The organism is Rhodothermales bacterium (assembly GCA_017643395.1).
In the GTDB taxonomy this organism is placed as follows: Bacteria; Bacteroidota; Rhodothermia; order Rhodothermales; family UBA10348; genus JABDJZ01.
Genome location: JAEPNP010000002.1, coordinates 475,493 through 495,356 on the forward strand (window position 1 = coordinate 475,493; position 19,864 = coordinate 495,356).

Genomic DNA, 19,864 nt, shown 5'->3' on the forward strand with positions numbered 1-19,864 from the left:
TGGACACTCTACTCTTCATTCGTGTTTTCCTCCGCAGCTCAATACGCCGTTCGAGCCACCGCCTACCTCGGCTCCCTGGAACAGGACGGCTTCGTGCCCGCCCGGTCTATTGCGGGCGAACTGAACATACCGCCGACGTTTCTCTCGAAGGTGCTGCGACAGCTGGTCGATGCGGGCATCCTGTCCGCCTATCGCGGGCCCACAGGAGGCGTTCGGTTGGCCCGACCCGCGTCACAGGTGTCTGTGCGACAGATCGTGGAGGCGATCGACGGGGACGCCCTGTTCACCGAGTGCATCCTTGGACTGCCAGGCTGCGGCAATCGTAAGCCGTGCCCCATGCATGAGGCCTGGGCGGTGCATCGTTCGGCGCTGGCGGAGGAGTTTGAGCGGCAAACGGTCGATACGCTGTCGACTGCGTATACCCTGGGCGATCTGCGTCTGGGCCCCTGACTGGAGACGCTCTCAGAAGTCGTGCCGGGCAAACGCCCGCCGAGTCAGCATGAACGGCACGCTCAGCCACACCAGCAGCGAGAAACCGGCCAGCGCGAGCCCCTGGAACCCGCCGAGGTAGCGACTGAACACCGCTCCGGTATAGCCCATGAGCGCTTCTGCCTCGAGGGCCAGCATGAGCAGCACCCGGCTCAGATCCACGGGATTGAGCAGCATCAGAGCCAGGAGCGGCTTCTCCAGCGGATAGCGGGACAGCGCTTCTACGGCCACCAGGATCAGACCGTCATAGGCGACGGACATCAACAGCCAGACGGCAAGCGCTGTGCCCACGCAGCGCACCCGGTCGGCGACATGCGTGGCGATGAGCAGAGCGAGTGCCGTGAAGATCCATGTCAGAGCCACCGCCAGCAGAATCAGTTGGCCAAGCTGGGCCAGTACTTCGGTCGACAGAAAGCCATGCAGCAGAAACGGCGCGCCCAACGCCAATGCGAGCCCGACGGATTCGGGAAGTGCCAGGCCCAGGTACACTCCTGTAAACAGCGTACCGCGATCCATCGGTTGTGTGAGCAGCAGTTTCAGGAAGTCCCGAATGCTGTAGAGGTGCATGGCGCCGAATACGAGGGCCCCGAGCGGGACCAGCAGGAGCACCACATTTACCAGCGACGCCATCGCCCTTTCCCCACTTCCTGCCATGAGCACCAGGGCTTCGGCGGCCACGAAGTAAATCAGGGTGTGGTGCAGCATCCAACGGCTCTTGAGGGCGTCGCGAAACTGGTATGCGATGATGGTTCGAAGGGTGCCGTTCATGCCACTTCACGGGTCAGGAGTTGGGCGATGGCACGCTCCAGCCGGGACTCGCCGGTCTTGGCCTGCAGGCCTTCGAGCGTTCCGTCGAACTGGATACGACCGTCCATGAGGAACACCACGCGAGAGCACAGCTCCTCCAGATCGGCCATCACGTGAGAGGTAAGCAGCACCGTGGTCCCGGCCTGCACGCGTTGCCGCACATAGTCCTTCAGGCTGGCCGAGGCGACCGGATCCAGCCCCGCAGTCGGCTCGTCCAGAATCAGCACCGGCGGCTCAAACATGAAGGCCAGCACGGCGCTGAGCTTCTGTCGGGTGCCACCGGACAGGGTCGACGCTGGTTTGTCAAGGTCCTCTCCCAGAGCGAAACGGCGAATCAGGTCCGCTTCCACACTTTCCACTCCGGGCCGGAACGAACGGACGAGTTCAATGAGCTCTCGACCGGTCAGACCCTCGGGAAATGCAGGCGACTGCGGCATGTAGCCGATATACCGGCGATACGCGTGGGCTCCATGCACAGACTCGCCGAACACCTCAACCTCGCCCGCGTCCGCGCCCACCAGCCCCAGCACGATCTTGATCAGCGTCGTCTTGCCGGCGCCGTTCGGACCGATGATGGCCACGGACTCACCTGAGCAAAACGTCACATCCACGCCACGGATTACCCGCAACGGACCAAAGGCCTTCTCGACGCCTTCCAGGGCAAGCGGTGGGCTCTGATCTTGAACGACTCTCATGGCTGCTCTGTCGGATTCATGGCGGGCGATTCGTCGACAATGCCCACAGGCGTCAGAAGCGGCAACGCGCGTTCCATCGCGTCCAGCAAAGACACGAACGCGCTTCCAAGGAGCACCAGGGCCGGTTCCTGGCGCTCGACCAGCACGGCGTAGAGTTTGACCGGGTAGAACGGCTGGTCCCCCCAGCCGTCGCGGTCCAGGTCGTAGCCGCGGTACCGGTCCCAGTAGTTCTGGTGGAAGCTGCTTCCCCTGGTCTTGCGGCCGTTCGTGGAGACGTCGAAGGTGTTGCCGAGGAAGACGTTTTGGTTGAATACGTTGTCCTGCGCATCGGCCATCACGCGCACTGCCCAGCCATTGCGCGTGAAGTGATTCCCCGTCACTTCCATGCGATCCGTGCTTTCTACGTGAAGCGCAACGGAGTTCGCTTCGAACGTGTTGGCGATCAGGCTTCCGCCCTTGATCTCCTTCAGCAGGAGCCCGAAGGCGGAAGGTCCCCAGGACTGCCTGAAACGGTTACGCTCCATGCGCACCTGATCCGCATACATGACGGCGACGCCCGCTCCGTTGCGCTCGAATTCGTTGCCGACGTAGGCGCAGCGATCCGAGAACATGAAGTGGAGGCCGTATCGCAGGTTGTCGGACGAGGTGTTGCTCTCCACGTGACCGTCCGTGGTGAACTCGAGGTAGATGCCGTCCCGGTGGCCGGAGATGCGGTTGCCGACTACGGTCAGCGAGTCCGAATACCACGCGTGCACGGCGTTGCCGCCGTTGACCTCTCGATCCGGCGTGCCCGTGAACACGTTGTGTGACACCGTGCAGTTTGACGCACGCGCCAGGTACACACCGAAGAAAGTGTTCTCGAAACGGTTGCGGGCTACCTCACACTCGGACGAGTCGGTGAACTTGACGGCGGCACGATCTTCCATGAATGTGGTGCCGGTGTTGGTGAACACGAAGCCCTTCACTGTCACGTTGTCGGCTGTGATTTCAAGCAGACCGTGCTCGCCCTGCCCATCGATTACCGGCCAGTCCTGTCCGATCAGGGTCAGTGGACGGGCGATGCGCATGGTGCCCGGCATGTAGGTCCCGGCTGCGACGCGCAGGGTGTCTCCCGGTGCGGCGGCGGCGACGCGTGCGGCGAGCGAGAGGCCGGCCTGGACTGCGCGGGTCTGCAGCAGGTGGGCCGCGTCGGCCCGTTCAGGAGCCTGGACCGCCTGGGCCTGCGGCAGTTGGGGCGCCGCGCTCGCCCGTTCGGGAGCCTGCGCGGGCCCCGGAGATCCTGCCAGAAGCAGCGCTATGGCCAGCACGCGCAGCATCAGTGTATGTGTTCCGCAACGGCCGGCGTCAATTCGCCCCACGACAGCACACTGCCATCGCGTTCCGTGGCCAGCGCCAGAGCCGCGACCTCATCCGACACGGCCATGAGGCCGCCCCCCATCGGGCTGCGGATGGCCGACGACTGCACAAAAAACGCCTCTTCGGCCGGAATCAGCTGGCCCGGGCGGGCCGAATCCGTCACCCACAATTGCGCGACATCGTCGGCCCGCCCTGCGTGCACGTAACCCACCATGCACTCAACGGAATCGAATTTGTAGACCTTGCCGGTGCTCGTGACGAGCTGCGAGGCAAAGACCGGTTCGCTGATGGTCATGCGGCAGAAGGCATCGGTGTCCTGGCCGAAGACAAAGGGCTCGGGACCGGGCTGACCGCATCCGGTTACCAGAAGGGCGAAACCCGCAGCTACCGCGCCCCCCAAACGTCCGGCCACCCGCGTCGTGCGCTCGGAGCGCCAGCTCTGCCAGGCCAGCGACATGCCAACGCCCAGCGAAATAAACGCCGCCCAACCCCCCAGCGCCGGCCACGAGTGGGCCGTGAAGTTCAGCAGCTTCTTGCTGCCGATAATCGGCGGCTGGTACGTCATGCCCGGCACCTTGATGGCCGCATGTTCGGTGTCCAGATTGTGACCGTAGTCGTAGGCCCACAACCAGAAATCGGCGAGCCCGGCGAGCGCCACCAGGAGGAACACCCCGCACCAGGTGTACAGCAGGGATCGTTTGCCCACGGCCGCCACAGCCAACCCGGACACGATCAGAAACGCAACGATCCAGGGCATGATGCGCAGCTCCGGAATGGCGTCCGGCTCGATGCGCTTCATGCCGATATAGTGATTCAGGTTATTGATGTTGCTGAGGTCGTGCGGCTTCTGCCCCTGCACGTCCGTCAGCATGATTTTCAGGCCCAGACCCTCGGGGTACTGCGGCGCCTCCAGCGTGATATTCCACAGAGGCGCGGCGTACATGACCAGCAGCAGCAGGCTGGCCAGTGCAAGGGTGATTCGGGCACGCTTCGTCATGGTCTTCTCCATTCAGGGGGCCGGATCATGGGCGATGGGACCTGTGAAGACCCCATCGCCCGGGAAACCCGACGGCCGGAGCGCGGGGGACGCCCCGGCCGCGCGCAGGTCTAGCCGGCGTTGTGCGTCAGGGCGACGCCGGATCCGCGCGGCGATACCCGCACGTATCCCTGCATTTCCTGGTGCAGTGCCGAGCAGAAGTCCGTGCAGTAGAACGGATACACTCCCTCGCGCTGCGGGCGCCAGACCGAGGTCCGCGTTTCTCCCGGCATGATGAGCAGTTCGGACGTCTGCTGTCCCGTGATCGCAAATCCGTGCGGCACGTCCCAATCCTGCTCGAGGTTTGTCACGTGGAAGTAGACCGTATCGCCGACCCGGATGCCCTCGATGTTGTCCGGAGCGAAGTGGCTGCGGATGGAACTCATGTACACATGCACCTCGTTGCCGGTGCGCTCAACCCGGGCCTCCGCCTCGGACTTGATCGCGTGCGGATGGGTGTTGTCTGCCAGTTCGTACATCTGGACCTGGCGCTCGGTGACGAGTTCGGCTCGAATGGCCTGCGCATAGTGCGGCTCGCCCATGGTCGGGAAGTCGAGCAGCATCTCCATCTTGTCGCCGGAGATGTCGATCAGCTGTGCCGAGTGCGCCAGCTCGGGGCCAGTCGGCAGGTAACGATCCTTGGTCATCTTGTTCATCGCAACCAGATACTCGCCCCAGGGCTGCCGCCCGTCACCGCCAGGAATCATCAGGTGACCGACCGAATAGTAGACCGGGATGCGATCCACCACGTCCCAGGTGCCCAGGCGCCACTTGACGACTTCGGAGCTGAGGAATGCGGTCGTGTAGGCGTTGCCCCTGCCGTCGAACTCGGTGTGGAGCGGCCCCAGACCAGCGTTCTCGACCTCGCCTGCGATCACAGCCTCGTACTGCAGCACCGGGATGCCGTCCACTTCGCCTTCGAAGGACTCATTGGCGATGGCCTCCTGCATGCGCGTGAACGAGTGCACCGGAATCACGGTGGCCAGCTTTCCGCCGCCGACGATGTACTCTCCGCTCGGATCCACATCAACGCCGTGGGGTGACTTCGGCGTCGGCAGGAAGTAGACCAGCCCGGCGCAGTCTTCCGGATAGATGACATTGACGCCGTTGCGCTCATGGCTCATCGCCACGCGGCTGCCGTGCATCATCATGTTGTGGCGATACTCGCCGTCCATGCGTCGGGAGCTGCCGTTTTCGACGCACTCTTCGGCGCGCTGCCAATTGACGGCAGCAATGAAGTCCTTGTCGTTCTGGGAGGCGTTGACCTCCTTGAGCGTATTGGCCTGCTCGGTATTGTAGGTCGAGAAGAAGGCCCAGCCGTGACTTGGACCCATGCCTGCGTGACTCACGTCGTAGTCATAGCCCGGCATCATGATCTGGAAGGCCACATCCATCTGGCCCGGCACGTCGGCCCTGATGAAAGAGATGTTGCCCTTGAACTGCTCCTTGTATTCGGAGATCGGGATGTCCCGCTGCGGAATTGGTACCGAGAAGCGAGTGGCCGCCACCAGATACTCCGAGTTCTCGGTGATGAACGGGCTGGCGTGGTTGCCGGCCGAGTTCGGCACCTCGAGGATTTCTTCCGTCTCAAACGTAGCCAGATCAATGCGGGCTACCCGCGGGGTATTGTTGGCATTGATGAAGAGCCAGCGACCGTCGGGCACGCCGTCGGTCTGTGAGAGCTGCGGGTGATGGGAGTCATCCCAGGGGATGAACCCGTAGGAGGTCTCCAGCATCGGCTTGGTCTCTTCGGAGTAACCCCAGCCGTTTTCTGCGTGTTGGGAATACACGGCGACGGTTTTGAGGAGCCGCCCTGACGGCAGACCCATTACCGTGACCTGGCCGGAAAAGCCGCCGGACATGAAGGCGTAGTACTCGTCGTACTCGCCTGGCGGGACATAGACCTTGGAGGCCGCGACCGAAGTGCCGGACCCCATCGGTTCAGTGGATTGACAGGAGATGGCGACCATCGAAACGGTCACGAGAACCGCCAACACACCGATCATGGACTTGAGTGTGGAGCGTTTCATGGTGGTATCGCTTGATTACGTGTTAGGGAGCCGCGCACTCGGCGCGGGGCCCGGCTTGGCCGGGCGGTGGTTCATTGCGCCTGCGTGCGCAGGTATTCGAGCACGGCCCGTGCGTCGTCCTCGGAGAGTTGCTGATTCGGCATGGCCGACATGTACTGGGCCAGCATTTTCCTGACCTCCGGATGCTTCTCGATCATCTCGGCGGGATTGAGGATCATGTTCATCACGAATGCCGGAGAGCGTATCGTCGTGACCTCAGCCAACGGCGGCCCCACGTAGCGCTCGGCCATTTTGTGGCAGGCGGAGCACTTCATCGTGAAGAGCTCCTGCCCGCGGGCGGCAAGCGCCTCGTCAATCGCTGTCAGGGAGACCGTCTGGATGGGCCCGATGCCGTTCTCCAGTTCGCTGGCCGACAGGCCCGGGGTTTCAGCAGGGGCTCCGGATTGCTCCGGAGCGCCGCTGCCACATGCAGCCAGAAGCACCGAGGCGAAGAGCAGGAGTGCGATGGCGTGTTTCATTGTGTATTTGCGAGTCTATTGTCTTGTTTAGGGCTCCGGCGTTTCCCGGAGGGCAGCCTCGGCCATCGAGACCGTGCCGTGGCGATCTGCCACCTCCCTCAGGGTCACCCGGTCCATGGCCCACAGCATGCGCGCCGGTGTGAATCCCGGTAGCACACACATGCCCTGTGCGGGGTGATCGAGCCCGAGGAAGCACTCCGTCCCTTGCATGCGGCTGTCCAGGATGCGCACCAGATCAGCGAGTGAGAGGCTATCGGAACCGGGGTTCCACCGGCACCCGCCTTTCGGGCCGCGCAGCGTTTCGATGACTCCGGCCTGTCCGAGGGTATGCAGCGTCTTGGCAAGCACGGACTTCGGCACACCAAGCGATCGGCTGAGGTCTCGAACCTTGAGGAACTCCCCCTCGGGTGCCCGGCTGAGGAGAATCGCCGCCTGGAGTCCATATCGGAATGTCTTCGAGAACATGGTTGATGATTTCGGAGTCGCTTGTCTCTAATTACGGCCGGGCGTGTGATTTCCAAAGGCCTCGATGCGTGATTCATGCAACCTTCTCTATTTCGGACAATGGTGTCGCAAATTGGATTACGGGACTCGGGTCGCGCCTGGTGCTCCCCGGCGCCGTGGAGCCCGCGGAGTGGAATGGCGGCGCCGGATTACGCCTGCGCGCCGGGGTGGTCGGGTGGCACCTCCCGCGACTTCCCGGGGGCGGCGGCGTGGCGCCCCCCTGCCCCTGCGCCGCCCCGAGCGCCACCGAGTGGAATGGAGCCGCCGGATTACACCTTCACGCGCCGCGCGGCCCGCCCCAAGTGGGAAAGCCCCCCCACATTACACCTTCACGGCGCCAGAGACGCGTGCGGAGTGGAATGGAGCCGCCGGATTACACCTTCACACGCCGCGCGGCCCGCCCCAAGTGGGAAAGCCCCCCCCACATTACACCTTCACGGCGCCAGAGACGCGTGCGGAGTGGAATGGCCCCGCCGGATTACACTTTTGCGCTCGTCGGCGTGCGATTGACGCCACCGGGACCCCGCGCCGAACGCTCCACGGGCGAGCACCCGGAGCGCCGCGCCGAACGCGCCAAACCCGCCAGCCGCCCCAGACCCGCCGCGCCGCAAGCTCCCCCGTAACGCCACACCGGTCGGCGCGCACCCAAGCGCGAACCCGATCTTGAGGCATGGAGCACGCAGACCACATCATCATTGGCACCGGCCAGGCCACCGGCACCCTGCTCGGCAAGCTCATTCCCACCGGCGAGCGCATCGTGGTCTTCGAGGGCCACAAGGTGGGCGGAAGCTGTGTCAACTACGGCTGCACGCCGACCAAGACCCTGGTCGCGAGCGCGCGCGCCGCGCACATGGCGCGCAGGGCGGCGTTCTACGGCGTCGACATCCCGGAGCCGAAAATCGACTTCGCGCGAGTGCGCGAGCGCATGAACAAGATCCGGAACGACAGCTCCGACGGCCTGGCGAGCTGGATGGAGGGATCCGAGAATGTGACCCTCATCCGCGACTGGGCCTCATTCGAGGGGCCGCGCACGGTGGTCGGCGGTGGCCGGCGATTCGAGGCGAAGCGGATCTACATCAACACCGGAACACGCCCCTCCGCTCCGCCGGTGCCGGGGCTGGACGCGGTGCCGTGGCTGGATTCGGAGAGACTGCTGGCCCTCGAGGAGCTCCCCTCCCACCTTGTAATTCTGGGGGGAGGGTACATCGGCGTCGAGTTCGCCCAGGTGTTTCGGCGTTTCGGCTCAGAAGTCACGGTCCTGCAACTGGGAGACCAGCTCATGCCGCGGGAGGACCGCGACGTGGCCGAGAACGTGCGCGAAATCCTCGAATCCGAGGGCGTGCGCGTCGTGCTGCAGGCTACCACTCACGACGTGCGCGAGGTGGAGGGGCGCATCGAACTTGCCGTGTCGACGCCTACCGGCGCACAGCCGATCTCCGGCTCGCACCTGCTGGTGGCCGCCGGTCGCAAACCGAACACGGAGCGGCTACAGCTCGAAAACGCGGGCATCGAGAAGTCCGACCGCGGATACATCGTGGTTGATGACCGCTGTCGCACGTCTGTCGATGGCGTCTTCGCTGTCGGCGACGTAAACGGCGAGGGGGCGTTTACCCACACGGCCGTCAACGACGCGGAGATTGTGCTGGACGCGCTGTTTGGCGGCACGCGCACGATCTCCCAGCGCCTCCCCATCTACGCGCTGTTCAGTGACCCGCCCCTGGGCCGGGTGGGGATGAGCGAGAAGGAGGCCGTCGAGAAGGGACACAGCGTTCTGAAGGCCACGCGGCCGATGAGCAAGATCTCCCGCGCCAAGGAAATGGGAGAAACGCAGGGCTTTGCCAAGCTCCTGGTCGATGCGGACTCCGATCTGATTCTGGGAGCCGCCATCCTCGGCCCGGGTGGTGATGAGATCATCAACATGTTTGCGGCCATTATGCATAGCGGCATCCCCTGTCGCAGTTACCGGGAAGTGGTCCTGGTGCATCCGACCGTATCGGAGCTCATGCCTTGGGTGCTAGACGGATTGCAGCCCGTCGAGTAACCTCGACCACGGAAGCGACCTGCACAAGAGAAAACCCCTGCCGCCCGAAGCGACAGGGGTTTTCACCTGACGGCAGAATTCCCTGACTTGACTAGAACCCGTACAGGAAGCGCTCGTGAACGATCTTCCCGTCCTTCCAGCGCTGCACGGCAACCTGGACGTAGTTCTTGTCTCCCCATTCCTTATGGGTGTAGTCGAAGTGCCATTTGACGAAGGCGAGCCCATTGTCTTCGTCGACGGTGATGTCCTGCACTTCCGCCCCGCGGAACGCGGTGAGGTTGGCAACAAAGTCCTCTTCAAACTTGCGGCACGCATCGAAGCCGGCACGATCGCCGGTGAAGTTGTCGGCCATAACCACGTCGTCGGCGTAGAACTTGTCGAAGGCCTCCAGAATCTGCCCCTGGAGAATCATGGAGTTCAGCTCTTCGACGCTCTCGCGAATGCTGGTGGCTACAAGGAGGTCGCTCATGGTATTGGAAAGTTTGGTGATACCCCTTTTAGTTGTTACAACAACTATTGTTGCGCCACCTTTGTTAAGCGTGCGTTAAGCCGGTCAACCCTCAGTCCTCATCCCCGCGGGCAAACGGGAGCCGATTCACGGCAAGGTTTCCGTTGCTCATGACCGCCAGCACATCCTGCACCCGGCGCACATCCTCCAGAGGGTTTCCGTCTATCACCACGAGGTCCGCCTCAAACCCGACTGCAATGCGCCCGATTCGATCTTCCATGCCCAACATGGCCGCTGCGACGGTCGTCGCGGCGCGAATGGCTTCAACTGGTGACATGCCGATCCGGGCAAAGTTGACGATCTCCGTGCCGACCCGCGCGACGCTTTCCGGACCGTAGGCGGTGTCCGTGCTCGTTACAATCGACACGCCGGCCGCGTGCGCCGCAGCGATCGCGCGCTCCAGATTCGGCAGCATGTGTTGTGCGCGGATGATCAGGACCGGATTGTCGTAGTCGCCGCCGGGCAGAAGCAGATCCTCGACAATGGTGTAGGTGGGTACCAGGTAGGTGCCTCGTTCCTTCATGAGGGCGATGGTGCCATCGCTCAGATAGGTCCCGTGCTCGATGCTCCGGGCACCTGCCAGAACAGCCGCCCGCGCACCCTCGTCCCCATGTGCGTGTACCAGAACCGGCGTCTCCCCCGCCTCCTCCACAATGACCCTCAGTTGGGCTTCGGTGTAGACCTGCTTGCGGGGATCGGTATTAGGAAGCCCGGCCCGTTCCGTACCTCGCGTCTTCACCCAGTCGACTCCCCGGTCCTTGTTCACCGATACCACCTGACGGAGCTCATCGTCCGTGTTTATTCCGCGATGCAGGGTTGCGAGTCGGGCATCGCCCAGAATGCGATCCCCCGGATCGGGCGTGACAAACGTGCCGGTGGCAAGCATCTCCGGTCCGGGCAGCACGCCTTCCCGCACCATCTCCCGCAGCGTGACGTCCTGATACGCCGGCGTGTTTGCACTGCGGGCCGTGGTCACTCCGCTGGCGAGGGCGCGCTCCATACCCGCGACCGTGGCAATGTGCACGTGGGCATCCACGTACCCGGGCAATACAAACCGGCCCTCGAGATCGTGCACAGCGGCACCCTCGGGGACCTCGACGTCGCCCAGCGCCGCGATCCGGCCGTTCTCCACGACGAGTGTCCCGTTCACCACCTCGCCCGTCGCAGGGTCGAGCAGATTGGCGTTGATGAATGCCGTGGTCTGGGCCGAGGCCGCCCCGCAAACTGAACACGCGAGGACAAGGATGAGAGCTTTCATGCGAGCTGGCGATTTCCTTCGTGCAATCTAGTCAGCGATGGCGTTCGTGCTTGCCTCTGCTGCGGACCCGTCCCTACTCTGTGCCCATGCCGAGTCGTCGATCCTTCCTCAAGTCGTCGGCAGCCGCCGTGGGCGGCTCCTGGGCCGTCTACGCTACCCCTTCCCTGGCACTCTTCGAACTGGCCTGCGCCAATCGGGATGCCGGCCGCTACCAAACGCTGACCGCGGACCAGGCCGCCGAGGTGGATGCGCTCACCGCGCTGATCGTTCCGTCTGATGAGACCGGACCCGGGGCCCTCGAGGCCGGGGCTGTATGGTACATCGATGCGGTCGTCTCCCAGGACCCGGGGGAACTGACCGAATTGCAGGATGGATTGACGATGGTCTCCGAAGCCGTCGCCGAACGATATCCCGGGCAGGACCGCATCGCCCATCTGCAACCGGCCGAACAGTTGGCCGTGGCGCAGGCCATCCAGGACTCGGGATTTTTCCGGGGACTGCGCGATGCGACGATCACCGGTATGTTTGCCCACCCCAAACACGGCGGCAACCGCGACAAGCTGGGCTGGCAACTGCTCGGCTTCGACGACCGACACGCCTGGCAACCACCTTTTGGACATTATGACGCCCCCTACCATGAAGCGCCTGATTCCTCTTCTTAGTGTATTTGTGCTCGTAGGCTGCGCCGCGCCGCAGGCCCAGGATGCACCCGAGCCCGACGTCGAGTACTACCCGTTCGGCGGATCAGCTCCGCTTTCGGAGGCCGTTCGCGTCGGCGACATGATTTACCTGTCCGGCAAACTCGGGCTGTCGCGGGACGGCGAGCAGGGCATTCAGGCAGAGACACGCCGCACCATGGAGGCGATCAAGAGTTCGCTTGAGGAGAAGGGCTCGTCGATGGCCCATGTCGTCAAATGCACCGTCTTCCTCGCAGATATGGCCGAGTGGGGCGCGATGAACGAGATCTATCGTGAGTACTTCCCGGAGAACCCGCCGGCACGCAGTGCGGTCGGCGTGAACGGTATGGCCGGCAACGCCCGCGTGGAGATCGAGTGCATGGCAACGACCGGCTCCTGACGCGTGCGCCGCTTTTCCCAGCGTGAGGAAGTAGACTTTGTGGTGATTGGCTCCGGCGCCGCCGGGGGTGTCATGGCCAAGGAGTTGTCGACGGCGGGGTTCAGCGTCGTCGTACTCGAGCAGGGACCCTACCTGACCAAGGAGGGCTTCAGGCACGACGAGATCGGCGGCCGTGAGGCGCGCGGGCTCGGCCACCTGGAGAACTACACGCCGCAGAAATTCCGCACGGCCGCCGATGCCGAGATTCAGGACCGCGGCGCGCTGTTCTATCTGCCGATGGTGGGTGGCACCAGTGTGCACTTCACCGCCAACTACTGGCGGTTCCGCGAGATCGACTTCATTGAGCGCAGTCTGTTCGGTCCGGTAGCCGGAACCGGTATCGAGGATTGGCCCATTACCTACGCAGACCTCGAACCCTACTACACCAAGGTGGACTGGGAGGTCGGCGTCTCCGGCGGGCCGAATCACTTCGATCCGCCGCGCTCGCGACCCTATCCGATGCCGCCGATGCCCATCAAGAGCTCGGGCGTGCTGTTCAAGGAGGCGTGCGAGCGTCTGGGCTGGCACTCCGATCCGGCTCCCATGGCCATCCTGTCTGAGCCTTATGACGGCAGGCCGCCCTGCATCCACTGCGGATTCTGCATGGGCAACGGGTGTGAGGTGGACGCCAAGTCCTCCAGCCTCGTCAGCATGATTCCCAAGGCGGAGGCATCAGGCAACTGCGAAATCCGCCCGCTCTGCACGGCCTCTCGCATCGATACGAGCGATGCGGGGCGCGTAACCCGCGTGGTCTATTTCGATGGCGAAGGTCAGGAAGTGGCTCAGCCCTGCAAGGCCGCCGTGGTCTGCGCCAACGGGTGCGAGAGCCCGAGGCTGCTCTTGATGTCTGACTCGAATCGATTTCCCGACGGACTTGGCAACTCGGGTGGCGCCGTGGGCAAATACATCCTGGACAACGGCCAGGTGCACGTGTACGGCCAGTTCGAGGAGCCCATGAACGAGTTCAAGGGGATCCAGGTCACCCAGATCTGCTGGGATTTCTACGACACCGATCCCTCACGCGGCTTCTGGGGAGGGGGCGGCATGGATGCCCGCTTTCAGTTTGGGCCGGTCAGCTTTGCCCGGCGCGGCCTGCATCCCGATCAGCCCACGTGGGGCGCCGAGTACAAGCGTCTCGTGTCGCACTACTACAACCGCACCATCGACGTCAACGGCCACACCACGACGATCCCTCTCGAGACCAACAACGTGGTGCTGGACAGGGACAATGTGGACCGTTACGGGCGTCCGGGACTGATCGTAACCCTTAAGGATCACCCCGACGACATCGCCGTCCAGGAGTTCTTTGTCGAGCGCTGTGCGGAAATCGTCTCCGCCATGAATCCCACCCGCATGTGGAGTCGGCCGGTGGGCACACGCGGAGGTCAGGTTCACCTGCTCGGTACCTGCCGGATGGGCAACGACCCACGCACGTCTGTCGTGGACCGCTACCACCGGGTGCACGATGTGCCGAACCTCTTTGTCTGCGACGGATCGAGCTTTGTGTCTTCGGGGCGTGGCCAGCCCACCATGACGATACAGGCCCTCGCATTCCGGGCCGCCGATCACATTGCCGAGTTCGCCCGGCGGGGCGAGATCTAGCTCTCGCTCCTACACGAGGAGCGCGTCCGTGTGAACTTCGACCAGCGCCGGTCCTTTGTGGTCGAGGGCCGCCTTCAGCATTGCATCCAGCTGCCCGTCTTCCTTCACTTCGACCCCCATCGCACCGCATTGTCGCGCGAACCTGGCGAAGGACGGGTTGCTGAGCCCCGTCTTCCAGACGTCCCACGAGCCGGCGCGTTGCTCTTTTGAGATCTTGCCCAGTTCGCTGTTGTTGAGCACCACGTGGGTAATGTTCATGTGGTACTGGACCAGGGTCGTCAACTCCGCGAGGTACTGCCCCAATCCTCCGTCGCCGGAAATCGATACTACCTGCCGGCCATGCCAGGTTGTGTCCGGTTCCTGAGTGGCCGCCCAGGCACCCATCGCTGCCGGCAAGGCATATCCGATACTGCCCAGGTAACCAGACATCAGCACAGCCTGGGACGTGGCTTCGAAGTAGCGTCCAAATGAATAGGTGTTGTTTCCCACATCCACGGCAATCACCGCGTCCGGGTCAATGTGCCGGTTCAACGCCTGGAACAACGAGGCAGAACTGATGCCGTCACCGGAGTCCTCTCCGACTCGCCGTTCCTTTTCGGCCCGCCAGATTGCCCATCGTTCCCGGATTTCGTGCGACTGATCCTGCGCGGCAGGTTGCGTGAGTGCGTCGGCAAACATGCGCGCCGTGCGGCCGATCGCACCCATCAGGGGATGGTCGATGGCATGGAATCGCGCCAGGGCCAGCGGGTCGAAGTCAACCTGGATGGTCGGGATCTTGCTTGTGATTCCGGTGTGGTTCGAGAACGACGCACCGAACACGAGCAGCAGATCCGCCTCGTTCATGAAATAGCTGGCGATGGGCGTGCCAGACCGCCCCAGCACTCCGCAGCCGAGGGGATGATGGTCTGAAATCAGTCCCTTGCCCTTGAAGGTGGTCAGCACCGGGCACCGCAGCTTCTCGGCAAGCTCCGTTACTGCCTCCATGTCATACCGGGCCCCGTGTCCGACGATGATCACAGGTCGGCGGGCTGCCGCAAGGGCTTCCGCCGCCCGCTGAAACCCCTCTTCGGGCGGAGCGATATCGCGGTCTGGCAGGCGCCCATGGGGACTGCCCGCCTCGGCGGTCGGGGCGGGAATGTTTTGGACCTCATCGGGAAAAATCAGGTGCGAGACTCCCCGGTTCAGGATGGCCGTGCGCGCGGCCAGATTGACCAGCTCGGCATGCCGGGAGCCGGGCAGCACGGATTGACTCCACTGCGCCACCCCACCATAGGCTGCCTGCAGGTCCACCTCCTGAAACGCGCCCGGTCCGAGGACCTGCGTATCGACCTGGCCGGTCAGTGCAATGACGGGCGAGCGGTCTACGTGGGCATCCCAAAGTCCGGTGATGAGGTTCGTGGCACCCGGCCCTGCGATGGCGAAACAGGCGGCGGGCCGCCCCGTCAGTTTCCCGTACGCCGAGGCCGCAAAGGCCGCAGCGCCTTCGTGACGGATCCCGACAAAGCGCAGCTTTCCGGACGCCTCTTGCCTCCGGAGCGCATCGGCCAAACCGAGATTGGAATGTCCAACCATACCCCAGCACGCGGAGATGCCCCAATTGACCAGGGTCTCCGCCATGACGTCCGAAACGGTGCGCTCGTGCTCAGGCTCCGGCGGCAGTTGCACGTAGACTCCGTCCGCGCGCTCCTCGACTGGGTAGGTCTCGACCCCATCGTCAAAGCCGGGGGCCTTGCCGGAGATCGGGTCGTAGTCCCAGCCGTGCCATGGGCATCGGAGCAGGCCGTTCTCTATCGAGCCTTCTCCCAACGGCCCACCTTGATGGGGACAGCGATTGTCGAGCGCCCCGTACCGTCCGTTGAACCGGGTCATGCACAGCGTGCGCAGCCCACAACTGACGGACTTGACGCGTCCGTCTGGGAGTTCATCAGGTCCCAGTACGCGTTGCCATTCAGGTGAAGCCATGGAAGCCGCCGGTAGGTTGGCCTCGAAGCTACGCGATCCCTGGCAGAGCGTCCGGGTTGGTAAGTCTCCTCAGCGCCACTCAGCCAGGATCAGGCAGGAAGATCGGCCGTCCATGCGGGGCCGTTGGGCTTGCGCAGGCTGCCGACAAAAATCTCGTATTCGATGGCCGGGCCGTCGCACTTGAGCAAGAGCCAGCCTGTCGGCAGGTTGCCTACGATTCGACGGGCCTTTTCTTCCTCGGTGCACTCGGCCAGGAAGACCGGCGCATGCTGGATGACAGGTACTGGCTCCGGGTTCTCCCAGGCCAGATTCAGGGTTGCTTCTCGGGTAGCGGTAGCGGACATGACACACTTGGTAACTCGCGTGTTGACCATGCCCGCGTAGATATGGTCGAGAAACTTCGTGCAACGCCTGGGGCGCGTACGCGGGCCAGACAAGGCCTGTCTGACCGGGCACGAAGTGGTTATCGGATTTCGGGAGACCCGATTTAAGTGCTTGTGGAAAACTCCCGGTTCGGCTGGTTCTCGGTGCAGGCACACCCCAACCGCGTCCGGACCCCGCGATGTTCGCGTTCCGGCAGGCTCGTCCGCGGGGTCCGGACGTTCGGTCAGGCAGCTCTGCGCTGCGAGCCGGTCTTGACGAGTCTCAGGGGCGTGGGTTCGGTTCCCTGGTAAACTGCGTAGACGACCTGCTCACCGCTTCGTCTCTCCCGCACAAAGCCGGAGTCGAGCAGCCGCAGAATGTGATCTGCGTGCCGCCGACTTCGACATTCCAGAACGAGTTCCGGGTGGCTGGTGACGATGGTAGCCGGCACCGGGTTGTTCCAGACCAGCCGCAGGGGCGGCGGGCCGGAACTGTGGTGGGTCTTGGATCGCTTCTCCGGACGGAGTATTGCCGCTTCAGTCATCGCTCACCTCTAGGCTGCCAGCCGCACGGGGTGCAGCTGTATGCGAGGAGTCTTCTGGGCACCTACGAAGACCTGAAACATCAGGCGATCGCCGCGTCGCTTTTCCACCATCCATCCGGTGGGAAGTGATTCGAGAATGCGCATGGCTTTCGAGCGATGCCGGCACTCGGCCAGCAGGATGCGCTCATAGTGGTCTACATAGGAGGGCTCGGGATTCTCCCAGGCCAGGGTCAGGTGTGAAGTGGGTGCTTCGTTGGGGAGGTTCTCTGCAAGTACGGGCATTTCACATGGGGGATGTGATTTCGGCCATGCCCGCGTAGATATGGCCTTTATGTAGCGTGCAACGACCCCGGAGGGTCGCGTACGCGGGCCAGACACGGTAAAGTGCCAGACCGGGCACGCAATGATGTATATCGTTTACATTTACACATCCTTAAGCCCTTATCTGCAATATTTTGACAGGTGGTCGGTTTACCGACTCGCTGTCTGGGCCAGGCGGTCGTAGTCGTCGACGAGCGCGAGGAAGTCCGACCGGTATCCCCGGTGATCCTGTCCCTTGCCCATCCTGGCCAGCCGCCGGACCTGCTCCAGGCTGGCGGCGCCTTTGTATTCCGAGTCCCGCAGGATCATGCCGAACGCGGCGACGGCTGCCGAAAAGGCAAAATCTGCGGTGACCGCCGTGCCGCGATCCGGCTCCTGCAGCGCATGCACAATGCGCTCACTCGACTCCGAATCAGGAGCCTTGTACCGCAACTTCAGCGTCAGCAGCTCCCCGGAGGTGGCAGCGAGGGTCCTCCCCGGTGCCTGATAGCGCAACTCATCCACCGCTCTGGCTGCGCTCGATTCAACGCCCACCGGCACAAGTTCGTAAAGCGCCGTGACGGTGTGCCCAGCGCCCAGTTCTCCTGCATCTTTCGTGTCGTCGTTGAAGTCGGCGTCGGCCAGCAGCCGATTTTCGTACCCTATCAGCCGGTAGGCCTGGATGTGCGCGGGATTGAACTCGATCTGCAGCTTGACGTCCTTGGCGATGGTGTGCAGGGTGCCGCCGAGTTCGCTCACCAACACCTTGCGCGCCTCCAGCTCCGAGTCGATGTAGTAGTAGTTGCCGTTCCCGTGGTCGGCAAGCTGCTCCATCTTGTTGTCCTTCAGGTTGCCCGTGCCGAATCCGAGCACCGTGAGATAGGTGCCCTGGCGGCGGCGGTCCTCGATCAGCCGAACCAGTTCGGCGTCGCTTGACACACCGACGTTGAAGTCGCCGTCGGTGGCCAGGATTACCCGGTTGATCCCGCCGGCGATGTGGTTGCGGCGGGCCGTGTCGTACGCCAGTTGGATCCCTGCCGCCCCTGCCGTCGATCCTCCGGCCTGAAGCTGGTCCAGTGCCTTCAGAATCGTCTCCGCATTATCTCCGGAAGTAGGCGGCAGTACCATGCCGGCCGCGCCGGCGTAGACCACGATCGACACGCGATCATTCTCTCCAAGCTCCGCGGTCAGCATGCGGAAGGCCTTCTTCAGCAGGGGCAGCTTGCTCTGCTGATTCATCGAGCCGGATACATCCAGCAGGAAGACAAGATTGCTCGCGGGGCGTCCCACAAGGTCGATTGGCGCTCCCTTCAGGCCGACGTGCAGCAGCTGGTGCTCCGCGTTCCATGGCGCCGGCCCCACCTCCATGACGGTCGAAAATGGCTTGCCCGCCTCTGGGTTCGGATAGTCGTAAGAGAAGTAGTTGATCATCTCCTCGATGCGCACTGCGTCCCTGGGCGGCGCGATGCCGTCTCGGATGAATCGGCGCACATTGCTGTATGAGGCCGCATCCACGTCAATCGAGAACGTGGAGAGCGGATCATCCGTCACGTTGAGAAAGCCGTTCTCCCGGATACGCGTGTAGTCCTCGGTGCTGAAATCCGGGTCCCATCCCGCACGCAAGGGCGGGCGGGCAATCTGCTGCGTAGCCTGGATGGCCATGGCGTGACCCGCCTTGACCGCCCTCTCGTAGTTGACCACGATTTCGTCCAACTGCAGACCGGTCGCGATGTCCTCCCTCTCATCCGGAGCGTTGGCCTCGGGTACCGGGACCTCGACAGTCGCCTCCGGCTCCTCTTCCGGGGCCGCTTCCTGTGCGCTCCGGGGCGCCGCGCATCCGATAAACAGAATTCCGGCAAGCAGGCCGGCCGACAGTGGTCGGAGAATCGTCTTCATAGTCGTCTGAGTCTGTGTGGAGGACCCTCAATTATGAAGACACAACGAAGCGGCGGGAGTTGTTATTGCTTGCCGTACGGGCCCGTGCCAAGGCCGGACTACCGGTTTTGGCGCCCGAACTCCCGCGCCTCAGCCGCCGAAGACTGCCCTGACCAGTGTAGGCAACGTCTCGCCGCTAGGCCCGAGAACGACCTCTTGCATGGCGTGGGCGATGGCCGAGTGCTCGACGTTCAGCTCCACCGTGTAGGCGCCGGCATCTGCCGCTGCCAACGGGAGGCCTGCGGCGGGGTACACCACCGCACTTGTGCCGATCGACAGGAACACCTCCGCGCGGACGGCCGCCTGATGGGCGGCCTCAAACACCCCGTCCGGCAACATCTCCCCGAACCAGACCACGTCGGGGCGGATCAGGCCGCCACAACCACATCGCCCGCCATCAGCTGCGGGCCTGCGACAGTCCAGACAATAGTTGCGCGTCAGGTTGCCGTGGAGTTCCAGCACCTTTGTCGAGCCCGCTTCCGTGTGCAGATTGTCCACGTTTTGCGTGACGAGCGTGAACTCCGCGATTCGGCCCTCGAGCTCGACCAGGGCCAGGTGCCCGGGATTCGGCGCAGCGTTCTGCACGATCTCACGCCGGTGCGCATACCAGTCCTGCACCAGCTCCGGGTTGGCCAGGAAGGCATCCATGCTGGCCAGCTCCTCTGGTTTGAAGCGTGCCCATAGGCCGTCCGGGTCGCGAAATGTCGGAACGCCACTCTCGGCGCTCATGCCCGCACCGGTGAGCACCGCCACCCGGCGGGCGTTGCGGAGGCGGGCGATGAGGTCTGCGCTGAACATGG

At 63.6% G+C, this 19,864-nt stretch carries 20 protein-coding genes; 5 read left to right on the plus strand and 15 right to left on the minus strand.

Going from position 1 to position 19,864, the window contains the following annotated elements; translation table 11 throughout:
- The first annotated feature begins 21 nt into the window (after positions 1-21).
- Positions 22-450, plus strand: coding sequence for an Rrf2 family transcriptional regulator (locus tag JJ896_10250; protein MBO6780021.1), 429 nt, complete (start codon positions 22-24; stop codon positions 448-450).
- 12 nt (positions 451-462) lie between these two features.
- Here the strand turns inward: JJ896_10250 and JJ896_10255 are convergent, their stop codons facing one another.
- The 7 genes from JJ896_10255 to JJ896_10285 form a co-directional block, all read right to left on the minus strand.
- A complete protein-coding gene (locus JJ896_10255) occupies positions 463-1,257 on the minus strand; it encodes an ABC transporter permease subunit (protein MBO6780022.1) in 795 nt (264 codons plus the stop codon).
- A complete protein-coding gene (locus tag JJ896_10260) occupies positions 1,254-1,991 on the minus strand; it encodes an ABC transporter ATP-binding protein (protein ID MBO6780023.1) in 738 nt (245 codons plus the stop codon). Before JJ896_10260 ends, JJ896_10255 begins: the two co-directional genes overlap by 4 nt.
- Positions 1,988-3,307, minus strand: a complete 1,320-nt coding sequence (locus tag JJ896_10265; protein ID MBO6780024.1) for a nitrous oxide reductase family maturation protein NosD — start codon at positions 3,305-3,307, stop codon at positions 1,988-1,990. The genes JJ896_10260 and JJ896_10265 overlap by 4 nt, the downstream gene beginning before the upstream one ends.
- Complete coding sequence (locus tag JJ896_10270) at positions 3,307-4,344, minus strand: nitrous oxide reductase accessory protein NosL (protein ID MBO6780025.1); 1,038 nt, start codon at positions 4,342-4,344, stop codon at positions 3,307-3,309. The genes JJ896_10265 and JJ896_10270 overlap by 1 nt, the downstream gene beginning before the upstream one ends.
- Positions 4,345-4,454: 110 nt before the next feature.
- A complete protein-coding gene (gene nosZ, locus JJ896_10275; protein MBO6780026.1) occupies positions 4,455-6,413 on the minus strand; it encodes a Sec-dependent nitrous-oxide reductase in 1,959 nt (652 codons plus the stop codon).
- A 71-nt stretch (positions 6,414-6,484) separates the two neighbouring features.
- Positions 6,485-6,931, minus strand: coding sequence for a cytochrome c (locus tag JJ896_10280; GenBank protein ID MBO6780027.1), 447 nt, complete (start codon positions 6,929-6,931; stop codon positions 6,485-6,487).
- A gap of 27 nt (positions 6,932-6,958) precedes the next feature.
- Entirely contained in the window at positions 6,959-7,396 is a 438-nt protein-coding gene (locus JJ896_10285) for an Rrf2 family transcriptional regulator (GenBank protein MBO6780028.1), read from the minus strand.
- A 709-nt stretch (positions 7,397-8,105) separates the two neighbouring features.
- Between JJ896_10285 and JJ896_10290 the strand changes: the two genes are divergently transcribed.
- Entirely contained in the window at positions 8,106-9,476 is a 1,371-nt protein-coding gene (locus tag JJ896_10290) for a mercuric reductase (GenBank protein ID MBO6780029.1), read from the plus strand.
- Positions 9,477-9,567: 91 nt separating this feature from the next.
- Here the strand turns inward: JJ896_10290 and JJ896_10295 are convergent, their stop codons facing one another.
- On the minus strand, positions 9,568-9,945 hold the full coding sequence (locus JJ896_10295) for a nuclear transport factor 2 family protein (protein MBO6780030.1): 378 nt from the start codon (positions 9,943-9,945) through the stop codon (positions 9,568-9,570).
- A gap of 91 nt (positions 9,946-10,036) precedes the next feature.
- Complete coding sequence (locus tag JJ896_10300) at positions 10,037-11,242, minus strand: amidohydrolase family protein (GenBank protein MBO6780031.1); 1,206 nt, start codon at positions 11,240-11,242, stop codon at positions 10,037-10,039.
- An 86-nt stretch (positions 11,243-11,328) separates the two neighbouring features.
- On the opposite strand from JJ896_10300, the gene JJ896_10305 reads away from it, so the two are divergent.
- Genes JJ896_10305 through JJ896_10315 form a run of 3 tightly spaced genes read left to right on the plus strand, consistent with a single transcriptional unit; the run spans position 11,329 to position 13,960 of the window.
- Positions 11,329-11,904, plus strand: a complete 576-nt coding sequence (locus JJ896_10305; protein ID MBO6780032.1) for a gluconate 2-dehydrogenase subunit 3 family protein — start codon at positions 11,329-11,331, stop codon at positions 11,902-11,904.
- On the plus strand, positions 11,879-12,319 hold the full coding sequence (locus JJ896_10310) for a RidA family protein (GenBank protein ID MBO6780033.1): 441 nt from the start codon (positions 11,879-11,881) through the stop codon (positions 12,317-12,319). Before JJ896_10305 ends, JJ896_10310 begins: the two co-directional genes overlap by 26 nt.
- Before the next feature lie 3 nt (positions 12,320-12,322).
- Positions 12,323-13,960 (plus strand): GMC family oxidoreductase, encoded by a 1,638-nt coding sequence (locus JJ896_10315; GenBank protein ID MBO6780034.1) that lies wholly within the window; start codon positions 12,323-12,325, stop codon positions 13,958-13,960.
- Between the two features lie 9 nt (positions 13,961-13,969).
- On the opposite strand, the gene JJ896_10320 is transcribed toward JJ896_10315, so the two are convergent.
- The 6 genes from JJ896_10320 to JJ896_10345 all read right to left on the minus strand — a co-directional run bounded on the left by JJ896_10320 (position 13,970) and on the right by JJ896_10345 (position 19,862).
- Entirely contained in the window at positions 13,970-15,922 is a 1,953-nt protein-coding gene (locus tag JJ896_10320) for a Rieske 2Fe-2S domain-containing protein (GenBank protein MBO6780035.1), read from the minus strand.
- Positions 15,923-16,011: 89 nt separating this feature from the next.
- Positions 16,012-16,266, minus strand: coding sequence for a hypothetical protein (locus JJ896_10325; protein ID MBO6780036.1), 255 nt, complete (start codon positions 16,264-16,266; stop codon positions 16,012-16,014).
- A gap of 263 nt (positions 16,267-16,529) precedes the next feature.
- On the minus strand, positions 16,530-16,829 hold the full coding sequence (locus JJ896_10330; GenBank protein ID MBO6780037.1) for a hypothetical protein: 300 nt from the start codon (positions 16,827-16,829) through the stop codon (positions 16,530-16,532).
- Between the two features lie 9 nt (positions 16,830-16,838).
- Positions 16,839-17,111 carry a hypothetical protein gene (locus tag JJ896_10335; GenBank protein ID MBO6780038.1) on the minus strand — a complete coding sequence of 91 codons (273 nt, stop codon included), beginning with the start codon at positions 17,109-17,111 and terminating at the stop codon, positions 16,839-16,841.
- Positions 17,112-17,300: 189 nt separating this feature from the next.
- Positions 17,301-19,025, minus strand: coding sequence for a VWA domain-containing protein (locus JJ896_10340; protein ID MBO6780039.1), 1,725 nt, complete (start codon positions 19,023-19,025; stop codon positions 17,301-17,303).
- Between the two features lie 129 nt (positions 19,026-19,154).
- Complete coding sequence (locus JJ896_10345) at positions 19,155-19,862, minus strand: NAD-dependent deacylase (GenBank protein MBO6780040.1); 708 nt, start codon at positions 19,860-19,862, stop codon at positions 19,155-19,157.
- Between the last annotated feature and the right edge of the window lie 2 nt (positions 19,863-19,864).

Bases quoted from the DNA above. Each gene is read 5' to 3' on its own strand.
- JJ896_10255 (MBO6780022.1), bottom strand. From the start codon at position 1,257: ATGAACGGCACCCTTCGAACCATCATCGCATACCAGTTTCGCGACGCC.
- JJ896_10300 (MBO6780031.1), bottom strand. From the start codon at position 11,242: ATGAAAGCTCTCATCCTTGTCCTCGCGTGTTCAGTTTGCGGGGCGGCC.
- JJ896_10285 (MBO6780028.1), bottom strand. From the start codon at position 7,396: ATGTTCTCGAAGACATTCCGATATGGACTCCAGGCGGCGATTCTCCTC.
- JJ896_10320 (MBO6780035.1), bottom strand. From the start codon at position 15,922: ATGGCTTCACCTGAATGGCAACGCGTACTGGGACCTGATGAACTCCCA.
- JJ896_10280 (MBO6780027.1), bottom strand. From the start codon at position 6,931: ATGAAACACGCCATCGCACTCCTGCTCTTCGCCTCGGTGCTTCTGGCT.
- JJ896_10290 (MBO6780029.1), top strand. From the start codon at position 8,106: ATGGAGCACGCAGACCACATCATCATTGGCACCGGCCAGGCCACCGGC.
- JJ896_10305 (MBO6780032.1), top strand. From the start codon at position 11,329: ATGCCGAGTCGTCGATCCTTCCTCAAGTCGTCGGCAGCCGCCGTGGGC.
- JJ896_10325 (MBO6780036.1), bottom strand. From the start codon at position 16,266: ATGTCCGCTACCGCTACCCGAGAAGCAACCCTGAATCTGGCCTGGGAG.
- JJ896_10295 (MBO6780030.1), bottom strand. From the start codon at position 9,945: ATGAGCGACCTCCTTGTAGCCACCAGCATTCGCGAGAGCGTCGAAGAG.
- JJ896_10265 (MBO6780024.1), bottom strand. From the start codon at position 3,307: ATGCTGCGCGTGCTGGCCATAGCGCTGCTTCTGGCAGGATCTCCGGGG.
- JJ896_10260 (MBO6780023.1), bottom strand. From the start codon at position 1,991: ATGAGAGTCGTTCAAGATCAGAGCCCACCGCTTGCCCTGGAAGGCGTC.
- JJ896_10345 (MBO6780040.1), bottom strand. From the start codon at position 19,862: ATGTTCAGCGCAGACCTCATCGCCCGCCTCCGCAACGCCCGCCGGGTG.
- nosZ (MBO6780026.1), bottom strand. From the start codon at position 6,413: ATGAAACGCTCCACACTCAAGTCCATGATCGGTGTGTTGGCGGTTCTC.
- JJ896_10330 (MBO6780037.1), bottom strand. From the start codon at position 16,829: ATGACTGAAGCGGCAATACTCCGTCCGGAGAAGCGATCCAAGACCCAC.
- JJ896_10340 (MBO6780039.1), bottom strand. From the start codon at position 19,025: ATGAAGACGATTCTCCGACCACTGTCGGCCGGCCTGCTTGCCGGAATT.
- JJ896_10270 (MBO6780025.1), bottom strand. From the start codon at position 4,344: ATGACGAAGCGTGCCCGAATCACCCTTGCACTGGCCAGCCTGCTGCTG.
- JJ896_10335 (MBO6780038.1), bottom strand. From the start codon at position 17,111: ATGCCCGTACTTGCAGAGAACCTCCCCAACGAAGCACCCACTTCACAC.
- JJ896_10310 (MBO6780033.1), top strand. From the start codon at position 11,879: ATGAAGCGCCTGATTCCTCTTCTTAGTGTATTTGTGCTCGTAGGCTGC.